This is a genomic window from Lactiplantibacillus sp. ME-2 (assembly GCF_022549155.1).
Taxonomy (GTDB): Bacteria; Bacillota; Bacilli; order Lactobacillales; family Lactobacillaceae; genus Lactiplantibacillus; species Lactiplantibacillus plantarum.
Window position 1 is genome coordinate 1 of the sequence record NZ_JAKZEQ010000023.1, and the last position, 26940, is coordinate 26940.

19 protein-coding genes and 3 pseudogenes are annotated in these 26940 nt (G+C 43.6%); 14 read left to right on the top strand and 8 right to left on the bottom strand.

From position 1 onward, the window contains the following. Window positions 1-18: 18 nt before the first annotated feature. Window positions 19-159: pseudogene (locus tag MMY95_RS15960) on the top strand (MFS transporter); the annotation flags it as partial. Between the two features lie 119 nt (window positions 160-278). On the opposite strand, the gene MMY95_RS09375 reads toward MMY95_RS15960, so the two are convergent. Beyond that, entirely contained in the window at window positions 279-1043 is a 765-nt protein-coding gene (locus MMY95_RS09375; RefSeq protein WP_306236835.1) for a sulfite exporter TauE/SafE family protein, read from the bottom strand. Window positions 1044-1124: 81 nt separating this feature from the next. Here MMY95_RS09375 and MMY95_RS09380 point away from each other — a divergent pair, with 81 nt between their 5' ends. Next, window positions 1125-1685 (top strand): TetR/AcrR family transcriptional regulator, encoded by a 561-nt coding sequence (locus tag MMY95_RS09380; RefSeq protein WP_241277619.1) that lies wholly within the window; start codon window positions 1125-1127, stop codon window positions 1683-1685. Between the two features lie 111 nt (window positions 1686-1796). Here the strand turns inward: MMY95_RS09380 and hflX are convergent, their stop codons facing one another. Continuing rightward, window positions 1797-3092: a GTPase HflX gene (gene hflX, locus MMY95_RS09385; protein WP_054518994.1), complete on the bottom strand. Its 1296-nt coding sequence runs from the start codon at window positions 3090-3092 to the stop codon at window positions 1797-1799. A gap of 88 nt (window positions 3093-3180) precedes the next feature. Between hflX and MMY95_RS09390 the strand changes: the two genes are divergently transcribed. From MMY95_RS09390 to MMY95_RS09400, 3 genes are all read left to right on the top strand, one after another. Beyond that, window positions 3181-3618, top strand: coding sequence for an NUDIX domain-containing protein (locus MMY95_RS09390; RefSeq protein ID WP_003644029.1), 438 nt, complete (start codon window positions 3181-3183; stop codon window positions 3616-3618). A gap of 141 nt (window positions 3619-3759) precedes the next feature. After that, window positions 3760-4074 (top strand): multidrug efflux SMR transporter, encoded by a 315-nt coding sequence (locus MMY95_RS09395; protein ID WP_053267353.1) that lies wholly within the window; start codon window positions 3760-3762, stop codon window positions 4072-4074. Between the two features lie 305 nt (window positions 4075-4379). After that, window positions 4380-4580 carry a hypothetical protein gene (locus MMY95_RS09400; protein ID WP_003641144.1) on the top strand — a complete coding sequence of 67 codons (201 nt, stop codon included), beginning with the start codon at window positions 4380-4382 and terminating at the stop codon, window positions 4578-4580. 316 nt (window positions 4581-4896) lie between these two features. Here MMY95_RS09400 and MMY95_RS09405 read toward each other — a convergent pair whose 3' ends face one another. The 5 genes from MMY95_RS09405 to MMY95_RS09425 all read right to left on the bottom strand — a co-directional run bounded on the left by MMY95_RS09405 (window position 4897) and on the right by MMY95_RS09425 (window position 9954). Continuing rightward, window positions 4897-5574 (bottom strand): histidine phosphatase family protein, encoded by a 678-nt coding sequence (locus tag MMY95_RS09405; RefSeq protein WP_003644030.1) that lies wholly within the window; start codon window positions 5572-5574, stop codon window positions 4897-4899. Between the two features lie 14 nt (window positions 5575-5588). Then, window positions 5589-6245, bottom strand: coding sequence for a histidine phosphatase family protein (locus tag MMY95_RS09410; protein ID WP_003641146.1), 657 nt, complete (start codon window positions 6243-6245; stop codon window positions 5589-5591). A 70-nt stretch (window positions 6246-6315) separates the two neighbouring features. Continuing rightward, the gene (locus MMY95_RS09415; protein ID WP_054518995.1) at window positions 6316-8172 is read right to left on the bottom strand and encodes a cation:proton antiporter family protein; all 1857 of its coding nucleotides are present in this window, start codon (window positions 8170-8172) and stop codon (window positions 6316-6318) included. A gap of 21 nt (window positions 8173-8193) precedes the next feature. After that, window positions 8194-9147 (bottom strand): GrpB family protein, encoded by a 954-nt coding sequence (locus MMY95_RS09420; protein ID WP_003645777.1) that lies wholly within the window; start codon window positions 9145-9147, stop codon window positions 8194-8196. A gap of 132 nt (window positions 9148-9279) precedes the next feature. Then, window positions 9280-9954, bottom strand: coding sequence for a VTT domain-containing protein (locus MMY95_RS09425; RefSeq protein ID WP_015379927.1), 675 nt, complete (start codon window positions 9952-9954; stop codon window positions 9280-9282). A gap of 204 nt (window positions 9955-10158) precedes the next feature. On the opposite strand from MMY95_RS09425, the gene helD reads away from it, so the two are divergent. The 8 genes and pseudogenes from helD (at window position 10159) to MMY95_RS09465 (ending at window position 22998) form a co-directional block, all read left to right on the top strand. Continuing rightward, window positions 10159-12465, top strand: a complete 2307-nt coding sequence (helD, locus tag MMY95_RS09430) for an RNA polymerase recycling motor HelD (RefSeq protein WP_003641150.1) — start codon at window positions 10159-10161, stop codon at window positions 12463-12465. A gap of 294 nt (window positions 12466-12759) precedes the next feature. Next, window positions 12760-13689 (top strand): nitronate monooxygenase, encoded by a 930-nt coding sequence (locus MMY95_RS09435; RefSeq protein ID WP_021357168.1) that lies wholly within the window; start codon window positions 12760-12762, stop codon window positions 13687-13689. 168 nt (window positions 13690-13857) lie between these two features. Continuing rightward, entirely contained in the window at window positions 13858-14787 is a 930-nt protein-coding gene (coaA, locus tag MMY95_RS09440) for a type I pantothenate kinase (RefSeq protein ID WP_003641152.1), read from the top strand. 93 nt (window positions 14788-14880) lie between these two features. Then, window positions 14881-16437 carry a glutamine-hydrolyzing GMP synthase gene (gene guaA, locus MMY95_RS09445; protein WP_003645774.1) on the top strand — a complete coding sequence of 519 codons (1557 nt, stop codon included), beginning with the start codon at window positions 14881-14883 and terminating at the stop codon, window positions 16435-16437. 251 nt (window positions 16438-16688) lie between these two features. Continuing rightward, window positions 16689-19395, top strand: a pseudogene (locus MMY95_RS09450) (DNA methyltransferase). Continuing rightward, window positions 19385-21346, top strand: a complete 1962-nt coding sequence (locus MMY95_RS09455) for a DEAD/DEAH box helicase (RefSeq protein ID WP_053267352.1) — start codon at window positions 19385-19387, stop codon at window positions 21344-21346. Before MMY95_RS09450 ends, MMY95_RS09455 begins: the two are co-directional and overlap by 11 nt. After that, complete coding sequence (locus MMY95_RS09460) at window positions 21333-22541, top strand: GIY-YIG nuclease family protein (protein ID WP_053267351.1); 1209 nt, start codon at window positions 21333-21335, stop codon at window positions 22539-22541. Before MMY95_RS09455 ends, MMY95_RS09460 begins: the two co-directional genes overlap by 14 nt. Before the next feature lie 280 nt (window positions 22542-22821). After that, window positions 22822-22998: a hypothetical protein gene (locus MMY95_RS09465; protein WP_154566824.1), complete on the top strand. Its 177-nt coding sequence runs from the start codon at window positions 22822-22824 to the stop codon at window positions 22996-22998. 107 nt (window positions 22999-23105) lie between these two features. Here MMY95_RS09465 and MMY95_RS09470 read toward each other — a convergent pair. Next, window positions 23106-23968, bottom strand: a pseudogene (locus MMY95_RS09470) (transposase); the annotation flags it as partial. A gap of 175 nt (window positions 23969-24143) precedes the next feature. Here MMY95_RS09470 and MMY95_RS09475 point away from each other — a divergent pair. Beyond that, a complete protein-coding gene (locus MMY95_RS09475; RefSeq protein WP_128485069.1) occupies window positions 24144-26804 on the top strand; it encodes an AAA family ATPase in 2661 nt (886 codons plus the stop codon). Window positions 26805-26940: the final 136 nt, after the last annotated feature.

The window sequence follows — 26940 nt, forward strand, 5'->3', positions numbered from 1 at the left end:
AGATGTGTATAAGAGACAGATCTCGGAATGTCACTTGGCCCCATCATTGGCGGGCTGATTAGCAGTCAATTACCAATGGCGTGGTTTTATCCCGTGATGATGGTGACGCTGCCATTGATCATCGTTGTTTACCTAGTCAGTCGTCGGCAGTTAGCTTAGCCACCAACATGCTGGAGAAGGTTGTTCTTGGTATACACATGATTATGAATTTTTTCAGTAGGGGATATCAAAAAGTCACTTCAAGTTTACGACTGCCTGAAGTGACTTTTTATCTGCCTTTATATAAACATTTTGATGCCAAAATAAATAATAATAAGACCAAGAAATGGCGTTAATACGCGGTTGACCTTATCTAAATTTAAATGGCGAATCACGAGTGGTGTAATGATTGCGCCGATAATTGCGCCAATCATGAGGACCAATCCTGATTGCCAAGCAAAAGTACTAGTAAAGAGATGGCCGATTAAACTGATTGTGGACATAACAGTTAACACATAGGTGGCAGTACCAGCGGCTTCAACGGCCGTTAGCCCAAGAATTGCTAACCCGGCAGCCGTGGTCGCACCACCGCTTAAGCCGCCAATGCCGACCATCAATCCACTTAAAAGGCCAAAGAAGGCAGCTTGCCAAGGTTGGTGACCGGCTGTAGTTTGTTTAGAATGGTGAACATACTTGATTAGTACCATCGCACCCATAATCAAAAAAATTGTCCCGACAATCCAGTTATACAGTTGTTGGGGAATAAATTGTGCGCTGAATGTCCCGACGATGATACCGGGAACGGCCGCAATGATCATTTGATTGCCAATCTTGAAATTGACATTTTTGATTTTCAACTGTGTTAGAAAACCAAAGAATAAGGCTGGTAAGGCGACGATTAGGGAGGTTGGTACGGCTACCGCGGTTGCAAGGCCTACTTGACTGGTTAAGACACCTAGGTATAGGGCAGCACCTCCGCCACCAATCAGACTAACGAAGATGCCGATTAGTAATCCGGATAAAAAGACAAACGTAGTGAATTCCCCCTTAAATTGTATAATTATACCTTAAACGGAGTACACTCCGTTTGTCAAGTGATGCGTAAAAGTGTATGGTGAACTTAAGTAAATAGGAGGGTGTGTCGAATGCGAAAGGATGCACAAATTAACCAACAGAAAATTTTGACTGCTGCGCGACAACTCTTTGCCGCGCGTTCAATCGAAACCGTTAGTATGAAAGATATTGCGACGGCCGCTGGTATCGGTCCCGGAACGTTGTATCGTCACTATGCCCATAAAAGTACACTATGTTTGGCATTGGTAACGGACCGAGTCGCAACTTTTATTAAAACCAATCAAGTCTACTTGACCACGACCTCGGTAGGTGAAGCGGCACGTTTTGATCATGTTATTGGGGAATATTTAGCGATTCGTGAGCACAACATGGCGTTATTAATGAATGTCGAGGCCGGTGAACCTGGTCGCCGTCAATTTTATCAGAGCGAACTTTATCAACAATTATGTGACCTATTAACGCAACTGGTTCGTGATTTGAAGCCAACGCTTTCGAAACCGGCATGTGAGTTTCAAGCTGATATGTTAATTGCCATGCTGAAGGGGACTAGTTATGCTTTTCAACGTCAATGGCGAGGACGGTCGCAGTCCGAACTATTGGCGCAATTGCACGCGTTAATGGTGACTGAATGATGTTCACTATTGGCACTAGTGGTTTGGCGATTAACAGAGTGGGTTGATTGTTAAATCAAAAAAGATGGTTCTAGGCGGTTAATCCTAGAGCCATCTTTTTGAATGAGTCGTTTAAGCAGGTGTCACCACGTATTTTTCATAACGTTGGGCATCGACAGTGTTGAGTTCGACTGTTAATTGGGTGCCATCAGCTAAGTAATCCGTTTTGAGAATGTTGGCGTGGTCATTCAAGTAAGCCACTACTTCACCATCATTGAACGGGATTAATAACGTTGTTGTCACGTAATTCTTAAAGACTTTGGCTTTGATCATACTGGTCAAAGCTTGTAGTGAGGCCTCATCACGCGCCGTATAGATGAGTTGATCATCTTGCTGGTTCGGGTAGTCGGCTTCGGTTAAATCAACTTTATTGAAGGCATAAATCATAGGAACATCGTGCACACCGATTTCTTTGAGCGTCTTTTCAGTGGTCGCCATCATTTCCTTGTAATGGGGATCGGCGTAGTCGATGACTTGAATGAGTAAGTCAGCATTGGCAGCTTCGGCTAGCGTTGAACGGAAGGCGTTGATCAAGTTATGCGGCAAGTCGCTGACAAACCCGACTGTATCACTGAGCAGTAACTGCTTATTGTCAGGGAAGGTTAACTGACGAATACTTGTATCTAACGTTGCGAAAAGCATGTCTTTTTCGAAGACTTGCTTATCTTCACCCTTACCGAACAGTTTCACTAAACCATTCATAGTCGTTGATTTACCAGCGTTGGTATAACCGACTAAAGCGACGTTGGGGAGCCCAGCTTTATCGCGTTGTGAACGTCGCACTACTTCGTCTTTATTGAGTTCCTTAAGTTCGTGCTTCGCGTGACTGATCCGGTCTTGAATTGTCCGGCGATTTAATTCCAGTTGCGTTTCACCAGCACCACGGTTGGTAAAGCCCCCGCCACCACCAGCAGCGGCCCCAGCCTGTTGGTCAAGGCGATTGGAGATACTCGTTCGTAATCGGGGAAGTTGGTATTGTAATTGGGCAATCTTAACTTGCAATTTGGCTTCCTTGCTCCGCGCACGGTTACCAAAAATTTCTAAGATCAGACCAGTACGGTCGATGATCTGAATGTCCGTTTGTTCCTCTAAGTTACGCACCTGACTAGGGGTCAGATCCGCGTTGATGACCATAATGTGCAAATCGTTGGCGGCTGCGACTTCTTTGATTTCGACAACTTTACCTTTGCCGAAGAAGGTGGCCGGGTTGGGTTTTTCCAATCCTTGGTCAATTCGCAGGGCCGCGTGCATATTATTGGCTGCAACGAGCGCTTCTAGCTCGGACATGGCGTAGTCGTAATTGGCGACCGTTTTAGACATGCCGGCAATGATGACTTCTTGTACTTTTTGAGCGTTGGTTTCAGACATACACTCACTCCTAACGTGTTATGATTGCATTAAGTATAACATGTCTAATCAAAATATTACGACTTCGGGTATTAGGGAGGAATCAAAAATGGGTTACGTGCTTGATTTGCGGCGGCGAGTTGGTCACCAACCGCTAGTAGTGGCCGGTGCGGCTTTAATGGCCCAAAATTCGATTGGCAAAATTGTCTTGATTTATCGAACCGATAACCACTGTTGGGGCTTGCCAGCTGGATCGACTGAACCGGGAGAGACGGTCCAGCAAACGGCGCGACGGGAATTGAAAGAAGAGACTGGGCTGACGGTGGGTGAGTTAACGCTGATCGATGTCTATAGTGGGCCCAAGATGCACTATCAGTATCCTAACGGGGACATTATTGACAGTGTCACCACGTTATATCGCGCCAATACAACGGGTGGTGAATTGATTCAAGCCACCGATGAGACGAGTACTGCGGCTTTCTTTGCTTTAGATGCTTTGCCGACACCGTTGACCCCACTGACAAAGTGGATGCTTTGCGGTGAGTAAGCTTGACCATGCCTATGAGGTTTGCTATAGCGGACTGAAATATTAAGATGAATTGTCACCGGACAACGTTAACCCAACTTCCTTAGGTCATTGTGGAAGTTGGGTGGACGTTGTCCTTTTTATTTTGAGGAGGAATTGATAATGACGTGGATTTATTTAATTATTGCTGGATTATTTGAAGTGGTATGGGCTACGATGATGAAATTAAGTAATGGGTTCAGTCACTTTGGCTATGCTGCGGCCATAGTAGTTGGCATGGTCTTGAGTTTTGGCTTCTTAGCATTAGCAATCAAACACTTACCGTTGAGTATTGCATATCCAATTTGGACCGGTATCGGTGCGGTCGGTGCGATAATTGTTGGCCTGGTTTTCTTCAAAGATACAATTGCACCCATCACGTGGATCTTCATTGCAATGCTGGTCATTGGCATTATTGGTATCAAAGTCACGAGTTAGGATTGGGGGGGTGTTAGTGGGTTTGTGATTCATCAGTGAAGCCCCAACAGCTTTTCAATATTTTTATAAAAGAATGACCACAAGCATGAAAGCGGTGTTATAATAACTTTAGAAGTTAAATGAATATTTGGGTTATTCTTAGACTTCTTCCGACCTGAGATAGACGCACTGTTGCCAAGACTTTACAAAATTTTCTTGTTACACCCGGTCAACGCACTACCTCTCGGAGGGGTTTCTTAATTTCGTCAGTAATTCTGTGTATAGTCTTGGTTGAGTACAACAAATAGTGAAAGAAGTGACGTCTGATGATGATGTATCCGTATCTGAATTTAGGCCCCAGAGATGGCGTCTTGATAATTGCAGCTGCTATTATGTTAGCTTTAACGGTAGTTTTTAATTGGTCAGTCTGGGAACTTTTGTTTGCTGTTGTGGCAGTCGTAATTGCGTTCTTAGCAGGAAGCATGAAACCGTCTAAGAAGAACGTGCTTGCTTTTTTGAAAAAATAGTTTGAATTGGGGTAGCATACCTGAATTCTTCAAACACGTCTTTAACCAGCAAAGTTTAAGGACATCATTGATAAGATAGCCGAGTTGGTTCTCTGTCAATTGATGTTGCGAATAGTGCTACGGGTGCTTAGTCAAACAATGGCGAGCACCTTTTTCAATTCGAATTGTTCAATAGCCCATGATTAAAATACAAATAAAGATATCTGTCGCCAGTAATCACGTATTTAGTTAATTACCAACAACAGTTATTTCAGAGCCAATATAAAAACACTCGCGACCAGTCAGTGGTTGCGAGCGTTTTGTTTGATGAGCAAAATTATAAGTGTTGATTGACTTTCACGTCAGCTAAGTCTTGCGCATAATCGACGACGCGAATTTGATCGCCATTGATGTCGATGCGAGTGACGCTCCCGTTTTTGGGGCCGTTCGTGATGTCGATTTCAGGAGCAAAATGTGCGACCATACTGCGGATTGTCGTGCCGTGGGTAACCACGAGGACTTTTTGATGGTGATCGTGGTGAGCTTTCAAGTAGTCAAAGCCCTGGTTGATCCGTTCCCAGTACATCGAGTTGTCTTCAGCTTCATGCCAAGGGTCGATTTCACGCATCAGGTCGCGAGTCTGATCGATAGGCACGTGTTCAAGAAGTTCGTGCATGCTGGTGACCCCGTATTGGCGGCCAACTAGTGACCAGGTCCGACTTGAATCGTCACCTTCGAAATAACCATAGAAAACTTCACGAAAGTTCATCAGTGTTTTAAAGGGCTGGGCGGTGGCACCCGCCGCTTGTCGAATGAGCTGAGCGGTGTCGATTGCCCGCTTAGAATCACTGCTGTAGTAGTAGTCAAAAGCCGTGTTCGCTAGTGCTTGACCGACCTTGGTTGCGGTGGCTTGTCCGTATTCAGTTAACGGCGAGTCAGACCAGCCTTGCATGCGATTATATAAGTTGAAAAAAGTCTGTCCGTGTCGAACAAAGTAAATTGAAAATTGAGCCATGTGTTTCTCCTTATTTAGTCGAGATGGTCTTTGCGGCCAAAGTAGTCTAACGTCACATCGTTGTCGCTAATTGTGAATTTCGTGACGCTCCCATTTTGGGGCCGTGCTGGTGAGGTCAGTGCGGCAAAACGAGCAGCAATACTGTAAATCGTATTGCCGTGGCTGACGACCAAAACTTTGTCCCCGTCGTGATGGTGAGCACGTAACGTATCGAGACCGCCATTGACCCGTTGCCAGAATTCGGCGTTATTTTCGGCGCGATGGAACGGGTCAGCTTCTTTACAGAAATCTTTGGCTTTTTCGATGCCGTATTGTTCAATAATTGCGGACAAACTAGGTGCTTGATGGGGCGCACCAACCATGAACCAGGTCTGCGACGTATCATCACCTTCAAAATAGCCATAAAAGGCTTCACGGAAGGCAGCCATTGGTTGAACCGTCAAATCGGTATTGCCACTGGCAGGAAGAATTAATTCTGCGGTGCGCATTGCCCGCGTCATGTCACTGGCGTAAACGGCATCGAAATCAATACCGTTGAGCATTTTACCTGCATTGCGAGCGTCCTGTTCGCCGACAGCTGTGAGGGGGGAATCACACCAGCCCTGCATTCGGCGGTACTTGTTAAAGTAAGTTTGACCATGACGAATCATGTAAACGGAAAAAGTTGCCATTATTTACTCCTCTACTTGGTGTTCAAAACTAAGCCATAATGTGTTTAGTTTACCATAAAATGCACTGCGATTAATTAGCAGTTGCTAAGGCTTGTCGAATCTGAGCGGCCGTTTGCTTATTCCCGGTAAAGATTAAGCGGTCACCGTACATAATCGTCGTATTTCCATTGGGCGCGATCAGTTTCCGATTACGTATGACTTGACTAATGGTAATATCCTGAGCAAACTGTAAGTTCTTAATTTGAACATCAGTATAGAGATGGTTGAGGACCCGGACTTCGTAGATGCTGTTTTCAGTATCATTGAGCAATAGCAAGGTTGACGGTGATTCAATTAAGGCGCGCAGTAAAGTAATGTTGGCCTCTGGTGTATTGTAGACTTCGACGCCTAGCTCTCGGAGTTCATCTTCATGTTCGTTGAGCACATTGCGGTCTTCAAACCGAACGATGATCCGCCGTACACCGTATGCTTTGGCGGCTTTAGCAAGCTCGTAGTTACGTTCGGCATCAATATGGCCGAGTACCAAAATATCCGTGTCAAAGACGCCGTGATCCTGTAAGTCCTGGGCTGTGAAGTTTTCCATTAAGGTCACTGGCACTTGCGCGTGGTAGGTTTGATAATTCTCAGGATGATTCGTGTACATTGACACGTCGTACCAGCCTTTTCGTAGCTGTTGTGCAACGGGTACGGTGCTTAAGTTAGCGCCGATAAAGTGGACCGCTGTTTTGACCAGGTCTTCTTTTTCAGCTGAATAAAACTTGTTAAAAATCAGGGGTGAGATGACACAAGTGAGTAGCGCTGCGAGTAAGAAAGCGCCGGACTGGTCACTAGTAATTGTCTTCATTGACTTGGCAACTCGAAGAACGGCTAATACCATTGTCATTGTCGTTGCAGTCAGCGCGGTACCGGCTAAAGCATTGGCTTGCTTGAACCGTAACTTTAGGACCCAGTAGCCGCCAATCTTGGCAACCATGTATGCTAAGAAAAATAGTGGAATTAATAGTAAGGTTTTGCCACTTGTTAATAAGGTCCGTAAGTTCAAATCGACGCCAGTCGTAATGAAGAAAATCGGGATGAAGAAGCCGTAACCAATAGCATCCAAGCGTTCGCGGGTCGTTTCACTAGGGTTCAAGAGTTTCAAGACGATTCCGGCCACAAAAGCGCCCAGGATGTTTTCAGCACCGACGGATTCGGCCACCGTGACCATCGTTACAATCAAGAAGAAGGCTAACCGAATATCTAGTTGTGTCGTCGATTTGTTAATATTTTGATAGAAGCGGAAGAATGGTTTGAACCGTAAGAGTAATAGTGCGGCAACGGCTAAAATGAGTAATAGTAACCAGAGACTTTGTGAGTTACTGCCGTAGACGGATGCATAGAGCGTCAGTCCCATCATCGGTACAAGTTCACCAAAGACCGAGATGAGCAGAATCGTTTGTCCGAAAGCCTTACTAAGCAATTCCTGTTCTTTTAAAGCTGCAATTACAATACCAAGTGAAATCGTGCCAAATAAAATCGCGGCAAGCCAGAAATCACTGAAGAGGCCGCTGACTTTAAAAGCAGCGGCGAGTAACAGCGATAGAACAATAATTGTGCTGTAGGCGTACACCGAAAGTCGAACTGGCGAATATTTCGGTGTGTTGACCGCGTTTTTTTGTTCTAAAGGTGTTAACGCCGTGAGCCGCTTCTTAAATAGGCTAAAGTCAATTTCAAGTCCACTTAAGAACAGCAGGACGATGACGCCAATCGTTGAGAGTTGTGAGATAAGGTCAGAGGTGTTCACAAAGTTAAACACGCTGGGGCCAATTACGATACCGACAATGATTTCCATGACGGCCGTTGGCAAACTGTTGATTTTGAATTTAGCCATGATAAGCGGAATTAATAATGCGGCTAATAAAATAATGACTAAGGAAACTTGATCCATGAATAAATACCTCGATTCGTTTTAGTACACACGGAGCTGATCATCATCAAAGCCCCAGAAAGCTTCGCTAGCATGTGCATCGGTGAAAACTTTCAGGATTTGGTCGACACCAGGGGCTAATTTGTCAGGCGTCAGTTGGCTCAATGGTTGCCAACTAATGGCCCCCTCGTATGAGCCGGCTAGCAAATCACCGTGATAGTGACTAGTGGTGTATAAGGTACCAAGCGACACGTCGCCGTCCGCATTTTCGACCCACGTTACGGTGCCAACTAATTTTAATTGATCGACGTGCAAGCCGGTTTCTTCTAATACTTCACGCTTCATCGCGGTTACTTGTGATTCACCGCGATCAACATGGCCGCCAGGAAAAGTTAACCCCGACCACTGTGCGTCAATCTTATTTTCAACCAGGACATCGCCGGTCGCTGGATTGGTGATAAGGCACATGTTGACGAGTTCTGCACGGACGGTCCGGTCGTGGTGTTCATGCTGATCCTTAGTGGCTAACCAGTCTTGGGCCTTGTCATTGATGCTTGCCATGAATGCTGCTTTCATTTGTAGGTAGGCTGCGAGATCGGCTTGTCCATTGCGCACACCTTTTTCGCGAATGGCAGTATACTTGCGGCCGTCTGTCCGGTGCGCATTGAGATAATCCCGGAAAGTGAGCAATTGCTGATAATGCTGTTCATCAGTTGTAATGATCACGTGGATGTCGTTAGCAGCTAATTGCGTCGCGTAAGTATGCGTCGTTCCAGCGACCGGTCGTGCGTGTAACGTAGCTACGGCAGCCGCCTGATCTTTAACAAGCAACGCCAAGTCAATTGTTGGACGCGCTAATAATTGGGGCATGGCCGTACTACCCACGTGACTACTTTTTAATAGATTCGCCTGTAATTGCTGGCGTAACAAGGTTTGATACTCGGTTGCTTGCTTTTGCCAGTCAGATTGATAGGCAGTTAATTGAATTGGTTGCATAGAATCCCTCCACTCGAATAAGTCATTGAAAGGATACACTTTTTGAGTGGTTTTGAAAAGGAAAGATATGCCTTTCAAAGCGAGAAGCAATAAAAAAACACGATTGCAGATCAACCGTGTTGTGTGTGGCGCTTATTTGAGATTGAGTGTTGTCCGTTGTCGCCAGGTCTTAATCAGCGCAACCACTGTGGCTGGAATGAGCGCGGCGGCCATAATTCCTAGAAAACAGAGCGAGAGGTGGTTTTGTACGAAGCTGATCGAGCCAAAGAAGTAACCGAGTGAACAGCCGACACTGACCCAGATACCAACGCCAACTAAGTTCCAGATAGCGAAGGTCGGTTGCGGCATTTTAGCGGCCCCGGCACTCAGCGGGACAAAGGTCCGCACGAGTGGAACAAAGCGGCCAAACATGACAGCTTTCGCGCCATACTTAGCAAAAAATTGTTGTGCGCGTTGTTGCTTGGATTGGGGGAGGTGGCATTGCAACCACGGTAAGCGAATCAGATGGCGGCCAATTTCGAAATTGACAGTGTCGCCAATTACAGCAGCCACAAAGAATACTGGCACCAGAATCTGAATACTGAGGGCGTCGCTGTGAGTTGCAGCCATCGTGCTGGTGAGAAAGATCAATGATTCGCCGGGAAGAAATGGGAAAACGACCATGCCCGTTTCAAGAAAGATAACGGCGAATAATAAGATGTAAGACCAACTACCAAGCGTAGTTAATAGTGGGACGATACTTTGTTCTAAATGGGTTAAAATGGCTATTAAATTGACCAACGGCGCCACCTCCAATTTAAGTTGCATTTATTATAAGCGTCTGCGGGTTGAAAAACAGATGTAACCGATTACATTTCTTCCAGTTTAACACAATCGTAACTTTGATAGACCAATGTTCAAACAAATTTACATAAAAAATCAAAAACTGGCGGCTGCCATGGGTTATTAATTGAGTCGGGCCGCCGATAGTGATAAAATTATTGTTCGATATTTAGGAATGGAGGGCGTTCAATGGCTAAGTCAATTAAAGCTGCAGAACAGGAACACTTAGATCATGTGGTTGCGAAAATTAAGGTGGCTGAAGAGCAACAAAGCCAAACCATTACGCGCTCGGAAAAAGATCAGGCCGATATTAAACGTGACTTGCTGAATAACATCAATATAAAAACGGATAGTTACGAAGGCATGATGGAGACCGGATTATCCGTGCGGCAGCAACAACAGATGATGGATGAGCGGCAGAATAGTTGGAAGCACGCGACTAAGCAATTATCGACGTTAAAAAAGTTGGAAAAGAATGCTTATTTTGCGCGGATCGATTTTCATGAGACTGGTGAGCCTAAGCCTGAGACGATTTATATCGGACTCAGTTCATTTTCTGACACGCCGGATCACTTTTTGATCTACGACTGGCGAGCGCCTATTTCCAGTATTTATTATGACGGTGGGTTAGGGCACGTGACGTACCAGACTCCGGATGGTGAACAGACCGTTAATGTGAAGTTGAAGCGGCAGTTGATGGTTGAGAATGGCCAGATCGTGACAGTCTACGATACTGATGAAGCCGTTGGTGACTCGATGTTACTAGAAGTGTTGGATGAAAAGTCCGATGTGAAGATGAAGAGTATCGTGACGACGATTCAAAAGGAACAAAATACCATTATTCGGGATACGAGTTCTGACCTCCTGTTTGTGCAGGGGGCGGCCGGTTCCGGGAAGACCTCGTCCGTTTTACAACGGGTCGCATACTTGTTGTATCGTTACCGGGGTAATTTGACGGCCGGACAAGTCATCTTGTTCTCACCAAATCAACTCTTTAATGATTATATTAACCAAGTATTGCCCGAACTGGGTGAACAAAACATGGTTCAGATGACTTATTTCCAATACGCATCGTACCGGTTACCACACATGCAAGTTGAAACTTTACAGCAGCGGTTTGAAACTGAAAATACACCGCAGATGGCAAAGATTACGAAGTTGGAAGGTAGCCTCGCATTTTTCAACGCGGTTACAACGTATGGCCGACATTTGGAACAAGCGGACATGCGTTTCCGTAACATTACGTTGAACGATGAAGTGATTATTTCCCGGGAAAAGATTAAATCGATTTACTACTCTTTCAACGAAAACTACCACTTAGCGAACCGGTTATCAGCAACTAAGGAAGAATTAATCAAGATTTTGAATCGCAAGGTTGAATCGGAGATGCGTTCCAAGTGGGTCGAAGAAGCGGTTCAAGACTTATCACGCGAAGAGATCAATCAATTATATGGCAATCAGCCGCGGGAATTTAAGAATGGCGATAAAGAGTTTAAATTCTTAGCACGTAAAATTGTGATGCAACGCTTAGGAAAAGCCCGGACGCAAATCGTGCGTAACCGTTTCTTGAGCATCAACATGCAGTACGCGCATTTCTTACGCGAAGTACCGAAGATCATCAAGTTGGCTGATCACGGTATCTCAGCTGCTGACTGGGATGCTACGGTTGAACGGAAACTAGCCGAGATTAAGGAACGTCATATCTCGTTAACAACGGTCTCAGCTTACATGTACCTGCATGACTTAATGACCGGAAAGCACGGGCAGCGTGACATCCGGTTTGTCTTCTTGGATGAGATTCAAGATTACAACGCCTTTCAGCTAGCGTTCCTGAAGTTTAGCTTCCCTCAAGCCCGCTTCACAATGCTCGGTGACTTGAACCAGGCGATTTTTACCAAGGAAAACAGCCATTCGCTGATCAATGAATTGGCCACATTATTTGACCCTGAAAAGACGCGGGTCGTGCAATTGACTAAATCGTACCGGTCAACGCAACAGATTACTGATTTCACCAAGGAAATTTTAGTCAATGGTGAAGCCGTCACGGCTTTTGATCGTCAGGGCGACTTGCCAAATGTCGTTGTGACGCCTAACTTTGAAGCAGGGGTTGATCAAGTCGTTGATCAGCTAGCGATGAACGATTCTGAACGTGATACGACGGCAATTATCGGGAAATCCTTAGCAGAATGCGAGGCGCTCACGAAGGCCCTGAAAGCTCGTGGTGAGCAGGTCACGTTGATTCAAACTGAAAATCAACGCTTGGCTCCTGGTGTCATTGTAGTCCCGTCTTTCTTAGCAAAAGGGTTGGAGTTTGACGCGGTCATCGTGTGGAACGCTAATCAGGAAAATTACCAACGTGAAGATGAACGGCAACTATTATATACAATCTGTTCACGGGCCATGCACGAGCTAACGCTAGTCGCGGTGGGTAGCTTGTCACCGTTACTAGCGCGGGTGAACCACGCCTTGTATACATTAAATGAAGCAAAAGTTTAAGTCAGTTTAAGACAGTGAGTACCGCTCCATTCACCTGGAGTGGTACTTTTTTTAGTTTTACTTGTGAAGGAAATCTTAAGGTGCGTCAGGATGATCAGTAGTGGAACAGTTGGGGACTTGTGTCGGAATAACTAAGAAAACGCTATCATAACGATGGAATAAGCGTTAAAATTAACTCATCAAGTGCAGTAGTCGGTGAGAGACAATGGCCTTAATGCTGACTAGGCACACAATATCGTGAAAATACTAACAACTAGTTAGAACGGTTGTTAGTGACCTGAGGAGGAAACGACGATGTCAATCACTGAAATGTTAGGTATTCAATATCCCATTTTTTCTGGTGCCATGATGCGAATTGCGACCCATGAATTAGTCGGGGCGGTTTCGGAAGCTGGGGGACTCGGTGTTTTAGGTTCAGCGGGGTTATCTGCCGAACAGTTGCGAGCAGAGATCCAAGAGACCCGCAAGCTGACGGATAAGCCGTTTGGTGTCAATTTAATGTTACAGATGAAGAACTGTCCAGAACTGGCCCAAGTCATCATTGATGAGGGGGTCAAGGTCGTGACGACTGGTGCGGGTAACCCGACTTCATATATTCCGCCGTTACACGCGGCCGGTATTAAAGTGATCCCAGTGATTGCTTCGGTCCACCATGCCCATAAGATGGTGGCGGCCGGTGCAGATGCGTTGGTTGCTGAAGGTCAAGAATCAGGCGGACATATCGGTCAAACGTCAACGATGGCATTATTACCTCAAGTCGTGGACGCTGTTGATATTCCGGTGATTGGTGCTGGTGGTGTCGGTGATGGTCGCTCGATTGCGGCGATGTTTGCGCTGGGCGCCCAGGGTGTGCAGTGTGGCACGATCTTTTTGACAGCTGAGGAGTGCCCGGTTCCAGCTAGTTATAAGCAACGGGTATTGGCTGCCAGTGACACGGATACAATCGTGACTGGCCGCAGCCAGCGCGATCCGGTACGGGCGCTAGTTAACCCGATGTTGGCGCAATACTTGCAATTGGAGCAAACTAACGCGCCGGTAGCAGAATTACACGCGTTAGCGGACGGTTCATTTGCGAAAGCCGTTGAAGATGGCGATATGGAACATGGTACGCCCATGGCTGGCGAAGTGGCGGGGATGATGACGACAATTCGGCCAGTCAAGGAAATTATTACGACGTTATTTGGTCAGGCTCGTGAGGTCGCGGCACAACTGAAAATCGAATAAGATACAGTAGCATAGCTCGGTACTAGGTCAGCGTTAACTAGTATCGAGCTATTAATGGTTATTGGCTATCAATTAGGAATCCGGTTAATTTGAATTTTAATCAGCGTTTGATAAGGGTTTCATGTTATAATCAACCCATTAATTTAGTAATGGTGGCAGACAGAAATCATGGAAGATCAGATGAACTATTATCGCTTCTCACGTGAACAGTGGAAGCAATTTTATCGTAACAATCAGCATCAAGTACCATTGACCGCAGCCAATTTGCACGAAATTGAGGCGTTTAATGACCGGATTAGTCTCGACGATGTCCGTGATATTTATATGCCGTTTGCGCATTTGTTGCAGGCCAAGTATGAACACTACTTGTCATGGCGGGAAACGGAGTCCGTTTTTTTACACCGCCAGAACCGCCAATCACCCTTTATTATTGGAGTGTCTGGAAGTGTGGCAGTTGGCAAGACCACCACAGCACGGTTATTAGAGATTCTATTTAAATATTTATATCCAGACCGGCGGACGCAATTGATTACGACGGATGGTTTCTTATACCCGAATGCCGAGCTCAAAAAGATGCAATTGATGGAACGTAAAGGGTTTCCGGAAAGCTATGATATGACGCGGCTGATCCAATTCTTGAACGATGTGAAGAGCGGAAAGCCGTTAGCGAAGGCCCCGGTATACTCTCATCAGACTTATGATATTGTGCCAAACCGCTTTGACGTGATCACGCATCCTGACATTTTGATTATTGAAGGGATTAACGTGTTGCAATTGCCAAGCAATCAGGCGATCTACATTAGTGATTTTACGGACTTCTCAGTGTATGTGGATGCGGATGCCGATTTAATTGAAGATTGGTACTTAGAACGCTTCAAGGCCCTGATGAAAACGGCTTTCCAGGATCCGACGAATTATTTCTATCCTTGGGCGATCGGTGATCCGAAGGACGCGATGGCGATGGCCGAGCGTGTTTGGGAAGAGGTTAACTTGAAAAACTTGAATGATTATATCTTGCCAACCCGTAATCGTGCGGATTTAATTTTGCACAAAGTTGCGCATCATGTGATTGATGCCGTGTATTTCCGCAAATATTAGCACCTAAGAAATTTCTCATACTGGTTGACCGAACGTTTAGAAATCAGTATGATAGACCTATTGAGCATTAATTAATCCAAAGGAGTGAACAACTTGGCAAAAACGGATACCGCGTCTTTCGATTCCATTTTGGTATTGGATTTCGGTAGTCAGTATAATCAATTGATTACCCGGCGCATTCGTGATTTCGGCGTTTATTCGGAACTACTTCCGAACACGATCACCGCTGAAGAAATCAAGGCCCGTCACCCGAAAGGTATTATCTTTTCTGGTGGCCCCAACAGTGTTTACGATGATGGCGCCTTTCGGGTTGACCCGGAGATTTTCAAGTTGGGCTTACCAATCTTGGGGATTTGTTACGGCATGCAACTGATGACCTACACGCTTGCGGGCGGGAAGGTCGAATCAGCTGATAACCGTGAATACGGCAAGGCGAACATTGACGTGACGAGTGACTCGGCGACCCTATTTAAGAACACGCCAGCTGAGCAGTCAGTGTGGATGAGTCATGGTGACTTGGTTACTCAGGCACCTGATGGTTTTGACGTGGTGGCCACTTCTAAGAACTGCCCGATTGCGGCAATTCAAGATGTTGACCGGAAGTTATATGGGATTCAATTCCATGCTGAAGTTCGGAATACGGACTACGGTAATGATATTTTACGGCACTTTGCTTTTGACGTTTGCCAAGCTGAAGCTAACTGGTCAATGGATGACTTCATTGATATGCAGATTGAAAAGATCCGCGCTGAAGTTGGCGACAAAAAGGTCTTACTGGGACTTTCCGGTGGGGTTGATTCCAGTGTCGTCGGTGTGTTATTGCACAAGGCCATTGGAACGCAATTAACAAGTATTTTCGTTGACCACGGTTTGTTGCGGAAGGGCGAAGCCGATCAAGTCATGGCGAGCCTGGAAGGTAAGTTCGGCTTGAACATCATTAAAGTTGATGCTAAGGATCGATTCTTAAGCAAGCTGGCTGGTGTCAGTGATCCTGAACGGAAACGTAAGATCATTGGTAACGAATTTATCCAAGTGTTTGATGAAGAAGCCACGAAGTTAAACGGGATGGAATTCCTCGCACAGGGGACTCTCTACACCGATGTGATTGAAAGTGGGACTTCAACGGCCCAAACAATCAAGTCACATCATAATGTTGGTGGTTTGCCAGAAGACATGCAGTTCAAGTTGATTGAACCGCTACGGACGTTATTTAAGGACGAAGCACGGGAACTCGGTGAAAAGTTAGGGATGCCGTCTGACCTTGTTTGGCGTCAACCATTCCCAGGCCCTGGTCTCGGAATTCGGGTTATTGGTGAGATTACGGAAGATAAGTTAGAAATCGTGCGCGATAGTGACTTTATCTTACGTGATGAAATCAAAAAAGCCGGCTTGGACCGTGAAATCTGGCAATACTTCACCGTATTACCAGGCATCAAGTCAGTCGGTGTCATGGGTGACGGCCGGACCTACGATTACACCGTTGGTATTCGGGCCGTAACATCAATCGACGGTATGACCGCCGACTTTGCACGTATTCCATGGGATGTCTTACAAAAGATCTCAGTGCGGATCGTCAATGAAGTCGATCACGTTAACCGCATCGTGTACGATGTTACGAGTAAGCCACCTTCGACAATTGAATGGGAATAGAAAATTATATAAAATGAAATCGTAATATTGATTTAACAGTATTTGTGAGCTTATAAAATGGATGAATTGGTGGCGAATCTGAAAGATTTCCTATCAACAGTCTCACTAAGAATCGTGGAAGTCTTCAGTCACTTGGAAGTGATTGAGGATCTCCACGATTTTTTTTTAGAATTCGTTCCTTGTGCATTCACAGAATGTTGCGGATAATGTAATAAGGGAAAGTGTATCAAGTACAGGGTGGAGGAACCGACATGGCAATTACCGAATATGAAGATCAAATCCAATCAATCATTAACGAACCAAATCACGAAGAGTTCGTCTATGATTTTTTAAGTGTGTATGAAAAAATCCCCAAGGCAACGATTACTAAGTTGAGAAAGGGCTTGAATAACCTATCAAAGGAACCGGGTGAAGTTTATTTAAAGAATAAGCTTTACTTCAAGCAGACTGATTCAAATTTAATGCAGGCGTATGTGGATGTTCAGGCCCGCGTAAATGAGTTGGGAACAAAACCGCGATTCGTCATCGTCACTGATTACAAGCAGCTACTGGCTAAAGATACAAAGACCGACGACACCTTGGATATCGAGTTTTCAAAATTACCTCAAAAGTTTGAGTTCTTCTTGGCGTGGAACGGAATTGAGAAGGCTGATTTTGACAAAGAAAATCCTGCTGATGTTCGTGCTGCCAAACGTTTTGCTAAGCTCTACGACGTTGTAGTTAAGGATAATCCGGATGCGTCGCGTAAAGGACTAAACCTGTTCTTAATTCGTGTGCTGTTCTGCTTGTTTGCGGAAGATACTAACATTTTTGTGGACAATTTATTTACTAATCGAGTTAAGCAGATGACCCAAGAAGATGGGAGTGACTTTGATGCGTTTGTTAGTCAGTTATTTGGTGTGCTTGATTTTGAAAAATCGCAACGTCCGGCCGACACACCATCGTGGCTTAATGATTTTCCATATGTTGATGGTGACCTATTTAAAAATCCTCACGAATCCTTGGAGTTTAGTTCTAAGTCTCGAAAATTAATCATTGATGCTGGTGAATTGCTGAATTGGAATCAAGTGAATCCGGACATCCTCGGATCCATGATTCAGGCTGTTGCCAGTGAAGACAGCCGCAGTCACCTCGGTATGCACTATACGTCAGTTCCGAACATCATGAAGGTGATTAAACCGCTTTTTCTGGATGGACTTCGCGATGATTTTGAAGCAGCCAAAGGTAATGAGGATAAGCTTCAGAAGCTGTATAACCGCATTGGTAATATCAAATTTATGGATCCGGCTTGTGGGTCAGGTAATTTCTTGATTATCACGTACAAAGAATTGCGACAGCTTGAAATTGATATTTTGAAAGAGTTAAACAACCTTGGCGTTGCCACAATGTACGTACCGTCTGTGACTTTAAATCAGTTTTACGGGATTGAAATTGAAGACTTTGCGTGCGATGTAACGCGTCTCTCCTTATGGATTGCTGAACATCAAATGAATGTCAAACTTCATGACGAGGTTAGTGATGCCGTTCGTCCAACGTTGCCTCTTCAACATGCAGGGGCAATCATAAATGGTAATGCGTTGCATTTAGACTGGAATGATATCATGCCTCACAGCGAGGGTGATGAATCATATTTGTTCGGGAATCCTCCTTACCTCGGATCGTCAATGCAAAATAACAGTCAGAAGAACGACCTTACTGAATTGTTAAAGGATACAATTCCGTCGTACTCTAGTTTGGATTACATTTCAGGTTGGTTCTTTCTTGCTGCAAATTATATCGTAGATAGTCGTAGCGCTTTTGCATTTGTTACCACTAACTCAATTAGTCAGGGTGAACAAGTAGCACCTTTATGGGGATACTTATTGTCTAGGGTAACGATTAGTTTTGCATATCAATCATTTCCTTGGAAAAATAACGCTAAGAAAAATGCAGGAGTGATAGTCGCAATTATCGGTTTGATTTCAAAAAAAAGTGCTTCTTTGAGCCGTGCCGACAAGCATATTATAGATTCAAGTGGTTTTGCTCAGGTAGTCCGAAACATCAGTCCATATCTGATTGAGGGATCTGATTTATTTGTTACGAAACAGGCTAGTTCTATTAATGGGCTTCCAGAGATGGTGAAGGGTAGTCAACCTACGGATGGTGGTGGGCTTATTTTCACACGTGATGAACGTGAAGAGGCAGTATCTGAGTTTCCGGAACTCTCTCACTATATCAAGCCGTTTATTGGTTCAAAAGAATATATGAGTGGTCAACCAAGATTTGTACTCTGGGTTGATAAGACACAATTTGAATTAATTGGCAACATTCCCATTATTAAAGAGAGAATCAATACTGTAATCAAGACTCGTCTTAAGAGCAAGAATAAGACCGTGAATGCCTTGGCAAAACTCCATACAAGTTCCAACATATTTCTTCTTATTTTGTTAATAATCATGATATAAAGAGTTCTCTATTGGTTCCAAGGGTCACTTCTCAAAACAGACTGTATATACCTATGGGAATTGTTGATGAGCAAACCATTATCTCTGACAATGCAATGTTTGTTTACAACGCACCTTTATGGTTATTAGGATTGCTTGAATCCAGAATGCATATGGATTGGATGCGAGCAGTGAGTGGCCGACTTAAGAACGATTACCGCTATTCGGCCGGTCTATCGTACAATACATTTCCAGTTTCCCCCTTTCGAAACGGCGAAAGAACGAGATTGAAACAATTGTTTTTGATATTTTAGATATTCGAGAAGAGGAACCGGGGAATATAGCCGAGCTTTATGGATCACCTCTCGCAGAAAAGAATCCCAAGCCCATGAATGCACACTTACTTGCAGCTCATCGGGAGCTTGATGAAGTGATTGATCGTGCATATAAGCCGGACGGTTTCAAAGATGATTCACAACGCTTGTCGTGGTTACTTAAAATGTACGAAGAGAAGGTGCAGTCACTTGGAGAATAAGAATGTTGTTGATGTGAAATACCATCGAACGGGTCAGAGTACCAATACAAATGATTTGGGCATGCGGGAAATGCAGGCGCGCGTCTATGAGCATCGCAATTCGCAGTATCTGCTCGTTAAAGCACCGCCCGCATCTGGCAAGTCCCGCGCATTGATGTTTGTCGCGTTGGATAAGTTGGCTAATCAGGGTGTCAATAAGGTTGTTGTGGCCGTTCCCGAACGTTCAATTGGGAAGTCATTTCAGAATACTGAACTGGCGAAGTACGGCTTTTACGAGGACTGGCGGATTGACTCTCAGTATGATCTGACGTTACCCGGTGGCAACGATAGCAAGGTGCAGAAGTTTGTGGACTTTATCAATTCGCCGACCGGAAAGATTTTGATTTGTACACACGCGACGTTGCGCTTTGCTTACGACAAGATTGATGATGATCATAAATTTGATGACGTGATGTTGGCAATTGATGAATTCCATCATGTCTCGTCTGATGACAGCTCAGTGCTTGGAACGGCTTTGAAAAATATCACGCATAATTCTACCGCACATATACTGGCGATGACGGGGTCTTATTTCCGTGGAGATTCCGCGCCAATTTTATCGCCGGAAGATGAGCAGCAGTTCGATAAGGTCAATTATACCTACTACGAGCAACTGGATGGCTACAAGTATCTAAAGTCGTTCGGTATTGACTACAAGTTTTATCAAGGGGCGTATTTGTCCGCACTGGATCAAGCACTTGATGTGACTAAGAAGACGATTATTCATATTCCCAGTGTGAACTCTAGTGAATCAACCAAAGATAAGCTTAACGAAGTAGACGCAATTTTTGATGCAATTGGTGAAGTTGTTGATCAGGATAATGTTACAGGAATTTACTCAATCAAGAGTAAGGCTGACGACCGAATGCTCAAAGTTGCTGACTTGGTGACTGAAGAAGGGCGCGACCGGATTCAGGATTATCTGCGTGAGCAGGTCAATAGCGTGGATGACCTAGATATTTTGATTGCTCTTGGAATGGCTAAAGAAGGCTTTGATTGGCCGTGGGCAGAGCAAGCGTTGACCATTGGTTATCGTCGGTCTCTGACGGAGATCGTGCAGATTATTGGCCGGGTTACGCGTGATAGTTCAAATAAGACGCATGCACAATTTACCAATATGATTGAACAACCCGATGCTAAAGATGGTGAGGTTCAATATGCGGTCAATTCAATCCTGAAAGCAATTACTGCCTCGTTGTTGATGGAACAAGTCTTGGCTCCGGAGATTCATCTTAAAGCGCGTAAGCATAAGAAAGACAAGTCGTCGAGTAATGGCGGGGACATATTTGTCCGTGGCCTGAAAGATCCGTCAACTAAGCACGTTAAGAGCATCATTGAGAATGACATGCCTGATTTGAAGGCCGCAATTTTGCAAGATGATACGGTCAAGAATGGTATTGCGGCAAACGTTGATCCTGAGACCATGAATAAGGTTCTCATTCCCAAGGTGATTATGCAGCGGTATCCAAACTTGAATAATGATGAAGTCGAAGAAGTACGTCAATATGCCGTGGCCGATACTGTGCTTCGACATGCTGTGGTTGACACCACGACGGATAGTAGGGGGAATACGAACGAATTCTTGCGTATGGCGGATAAGTTCATCAACGTGAATGACTTGGACATTAATCTGATTGACTCAATCAATCCATTTCAGAGAGCCTACGATGTGCTGTCTCGTAACATTGATAGCGACGTGTTGCGTGTTATTCAGCGCTCGATCGATGCGAAAAAATTTAATTTTGATCAGGCTGAGTTGGTGTACTTGTATAACGAATCTAAGCAATTTGTTGCCGAAAATGGGCGCAAACCAGACAAAAACTCAAAAGACGAACTGGAAGTTAAGATGGCCTATGCCTTAGCCCAGCTACAAGACCTAAAGGCAAGGAGGGCACAGAATGGCGGACAATAACTTAATCAGATCACTGGACGATATTTTTAACGATCCTGACGTTGATGATATGTTGCAAGCTCCGGTTAAGCACAAGTCAGTGACGTATGATCTTGAGGTGACAGGATTTCAAGAAATCAATGACTGGGTGAGTGACCATGATGGTCAGGAACCCCAGAAGCTTCGTGATCCGTCCCAGATGAAGCAGCGTAAGCTTGCTAGTCGATTGAAAGGTATTCGCGATAGTACTGAACGTCGTGACCATCTTGCTCCGTACGATACGTTTGGTTTATTACGTGATGGATCGGAGACAGAAAAGTTGGAAGACGTGATCAAGCAGGAAAAGACTGATTTTTCCTCACTGGATGATATTTTAGATGATGATTCGGTCTTATTTGCGGGTACGCAACCGAAAGAATTAGATAGCAAGTTGTTTGATACTAAAATTTACAAGGATATTCAGCGTGAACAAGAAAACAGACCAGAGGTAGTATCGCAACGAAAGGCGATGGCGAATTTTGGCGAATTTGAACCAATGTTTAAGAAAGTTCAAGCTGAAATCGCATCGGGTAAGCGTCAGCTGAGGCCATTCAAGAACTACGAAATTCTTCGCCACCACTTCTATGTGTTGAAAGGTCAGTTGCTCTACGTTGACGAAGTTGGGGCGGAAATTGAGCTTAACGACAACAGTAATCGGAAGACAGACGCAAGGCTGCATGTGGTTTACGATAATGGCACCGACAATCATCCGCTACGTAATGGCCTAGCCGCTTCGTTGTACGGTCGTCAAGGTCGGGTTGTATCCGAACCAGATGAAAACTTTGCGCTTGAAATTGATGACCAAATTACCGGCTTTATTTACGTGCTCAAATCCTTGAGCACCAATGAACAGGTTGTGCGAATCCAAGACGAGCATCCACTGTACAAAGTTGGGTTTACGGTTGGATCAATACAGAAGCGTATTGCGAATGCTGAGAACGAATCAACCTATTTATATGCACCGGTTGAGTTGGTTGAAGAAATGAAAGTCGTCAACTTGAATGCGGAGGCACTTGAGACAGCGCTGCATCATGCAATGGCTGAGTATCAGTTAGATATTGATATCACGGCTGCTAACGGACGCTTAATCCATCCGCGTGAATGGTTTGTTGTTGACTTAACCACTATTGAGGAAATTGCCGCAAATATAATCTCAAAACTGAGAATGCAAGATTGAGACGTTGTTGATTGTCTAATCAAGAGATGAAAGCAAGAGTGTGAAGTTGAAAAAAAGTCTTAACGGCCAGATTAGAAGATTGGGTCGTGATTTAAAGAAATAGATAAAATCGTGAAGGACGTCAATTGGAATACTGCATGAAGTCCGATTGAATTTCCAGTGGGGTCTGAGTTCCCTAAATCGGGTGTAACCGTTCAAAGCGTGTACAACAATGTTCATATCACGGGAGATATTAGCCACGCACAAATTGGCGGCAGGGGTAATGTGCAGCTTAATATTGGTGAAAGTGATGTGGTTGGTTCTGCTTGAAGAAATTCAGGAGTATGCTGGCGGATTACAAGAATTAGATCGCGCCTCATTGGTGCAAGTATTAGAGAAATCGCAGAGCCAAGGTAAGGTTGAATCAAGCGAAAGCCAGTCGTTTCTTGAAAGCCCCCTTGCTGGCAGTGGAGGATGACGCAGTGATCACGTGGTCTGCCACCGACTATATTTTGGGTCTCTGTCAACCGGTGTTGATGAGAACTATTTCAGGGATTCAATTCATTTACGAATTGGATTCCTTTTTTTGAGCTTCCGGTTAACACCTTCAATTGGCTCGTTTGAGAGCTGTCCAGCGGTCATGTTTTTAATCAACTGTTTGTTATGAATAGAGGTTTTGATGTTGATCATAAGTTGAGAGCTGACATTCTCGACTCGGCTAAGATCGGCGATAAAAGCACGGTAGTCAAGGGCTTGAAAGGCTTTGACTAGTTCGTGAGCCGTGAGGTAGGTCTGCGCAAATTGCTCATTCAAATTCAAGCCTTCTTGGGTCAAACAGTCTTTAAGGTGGCTAAACCATTGTGGATTAATCTTTTTAAGGTAAGATCGTCCATTAAATATAAGCGCCAATAATGCTTGAGTGGCTTTATTCACGGGTACGGTCCTTGAATTGCCTCATCAATTGGACTCGGATCTGATTGAGTGAGCACAAGGTCATTTGAACGAGATGAAAATTATCGGCTACGAGTTTGGTATGGGGAAAGAACCACCGAATAATGGTGTTGGTTGAAACATTGTACTGGGCCGCAATACTGCTCATCATTGGAACTTCAGTTAGCAAGAGATCGATAGCGTGCAGACTGTTTTCAGAAATCTGATGCTGTCGTTTGATCAGTGGAGTTGTTGCTAATACGGCTTTCCCGCATGCTTTACAGAGAAAACGTTGTTAGAATGGTGGTCAGTTCACTGACTCATGGTAGGCGAACATTAACTTTTTTAAAGCCATTCTTAAGCATTGTTTTTTAGTCACAACGTGGGCAAGCCGATGCGGCATATGAGAGCTGACTACTAATTCTTAGGACATCGTTATCGGGAGCATACTCAATTAGATGGGCAATGTTTTGGCCTTTAATTTGTAGTAATACTCGGGTCAAATGGTCTTGAGGCATCATTTTCAATCGGTTTTGGTAGTAGCACAAGACGGTATGTCTAGAGATGTTTTTGGGCGCCTATTGTTATTTTCTTTTCCTGTTAGAAATAGTAGAGGGTTCAATGGTTAGTTATCACTTATTAATCTGAATTGTATCTTTTATATCGCACAGTGCTTTGGGATAATATTGATTTGTGAATTATAATAAAGAAGAACATAATATATTATATACTCGTAATAAAAATCTAAAAAACTGTCTTTTGCGACAAAAATTCAAGGTGGAAAAATTGGTAAAGTCAACAGTACAAGAAATAGTTAATTATTGGTATAACAATAGTTTTGAATGGGCTCGGTATGCTTTTTTATCCTTGCACGCAAATGGCAATTTCAATGAAGTTGCTAAAAATTGTGTAGACATGGTGAGAAAAAATGAAGGTTTTCCCGCGGAATGGCCTGAACTTCCAACATTGGTGTCACCAACGATTAAAGGGGGGACGATGTGTTTAAAGTCAATTAGTGAGATTTCAAATATTGGAGCCATCTCTGATGATTCAAAATTAATGTTCACGCAAAAAAACAACGAAATTGCTAGAGAAATGGTCATATACGGGCAAAATGGTTCTGGAAAATCTACGTATGTAAATTTATTAAAATCATTTTTGAATTCTGAAAATTCTCGTCCTGTATTAACAAATGTATTTCTACCACAGGGAAGTCAAAAAAAATCTGCAAAGGTAACATATTTAATTAATAATAAAGAGTATAGCTCACAATGGAACGATGAAAAATTGAAATATAACATTCCAAGAGTTAATATTTTTGATGAATTCTCAGTCTCCGAATACGCTGACACTGATTCTGAATTTGAATTTCAACCATCACTTTTAAAAATCTTTTCGCAAATTTCACAAATTGCTGATCAAATTCGTGAAGTTCTATCAGTCGAAAAGGATGATATTGTTACAAATCGACCGAGTATTCCCGTAGATTTAGATGACACATCTGTAGTATCTTCTATCAAGGAGGCTAATTCAGAGAACTCTATAGATGATTTAAAAAAGATCGCAGATAGTATGCAATGGCTTGAATCTGATACTGAGCAGTTACAAGCATATAATCAGGCTGTTAATACAAAAAATGTTGTTCAAGAGATTCAAAATAAACAAAATCAATTAAAGACGGTTAAAACTTTTGTATCTAAAATTGATCAAATTTTAGATACATTCTCAACTCAAAACTTAGACCAGATTAAAATGGATATTGATAATTTAGTAGCTAGTAAACGTTCTGTTGAACAATTGGCAAATAAGGATTTTTCAAATCAAAAGTTGAAAGATGTAGGCGGTCAAAGTTGGCGATTAATGTGGGAGGCTGCGCGTAAATATGCTGAGAAAGCATATGAAGGTGGGACTTTCCCTGTGTCTTCTCGTTTTAACCGATGTTTGCTGTGTCAACAACCGCTTTCTGACGAGGCACAGTCCCGGTTAATATCTTTTGAAGAGTTTGTTTCGTGTGAGCTGGAAAGCAAGGTCGATGAATCGACACAGAAATTACTTTTTGATTCAAAAGAACTTAAGCAGTTGCGATTTGATGATCTTGTTACTCTTTTTGAACAAGTAAAACCGTTCTTAAATTATACAGGCCCCACAGTGAATCTAGATGTTTTTGAACCATATAGTAATATTCAACATTCTATTGAAAACCTTGAGTGTTGGAAGAAATTTGATGTGACTGAGCTTACTTCAGTAGAGCAAGCGATTAGACAAGCTGGAAATACAATTTTTCTAAATATAAAATCTCTCAAAGAAACTAGAGAAAATATGAATGCAGTGCAGATAAAACTTAGAAATCTTGAGGCCAAAAAATGGGTTGTGGAACATCCGGAATATATTCAATCGATTATAAGTGAACTGAGTATTAATAGTACCATTCGTACTGCTACAAATACCAAGGTGTTTTCAGATTTGCAACACAGTTTATCGGATATTCTATTGACGAAGCGCTATATTCAAACATTTAATGATTATCTTCATGAATTAGGGGCGGAAAACTTGAGTGTTGCAATTAAAACGAGGGGGAGTAAGGGGAGGACTAAATTTCGTGTTGTTTTAAATGATACTTCACAGAGCGCAAAAATTAATCAGATCTTAAGCGACGGTCAACAGGCAATCGTTGCACTGGCTGCTTTTTTGGCAGAACTTGAGATATCAGATTGGAACTACCCCGCAATATTTGATGATCCAGTTACCTCATTGGATCAGGAGTTTGAATTAAAAGTGGCGTACGTTTTAACAGAGTTATCTCGGAAAAGACAGGTAATTATTTTTACGCATCGTTTGTCTTTAGCATATGAACTCCAAATGAAAGCAAAAGACATGACCGGTTTTGAAATAACAGGAATGAGACAAGAACCGGTTGGTTATTGTTCCACCGAGAGTTTGCCTTATCAAGCGCAACGGATGGACAAGGCTGTGCGCAAGTATCTGCAAGAACTGAAGACTGCCAAAAAAAGAATGAGTGAAAATAAGCCAGAAGAACACGATGCCATTGTGGAAGGACTAGTTAAGAAGATTAGAACTCTGGTAGAAAATAGTGTTGAAACAACATTATTAAACGGGGTGGTTAGACGATTTAATCGGGAAGTTCAAACAAAAAGATTGAGGTATATCGCTGTAATTTCCGATGATGATATTACACTTTTTAAGAAATGGATGACTACTTATTCTTTTCAAGATCATTCACAACCCAGTGAAGCACCTGTAAACTTACCAAGTGATGAAGTAATCAATGATGATCTCTCAGAAATGTTGGATTGGTATGATGATTTTACAAAACGACAAAAAAGTGTGGATTGAGTTATTTAAAAATGTAGAGCAGTTTTAGAGGTTGCTGTTTAAAAAGGGATATACTACCCTTTAGGTACATAGATTAAACAAAAAAATTTGTGTGTCTAAGGGATTTTTGTATACGCTCAAATAGAAAGTACTCATT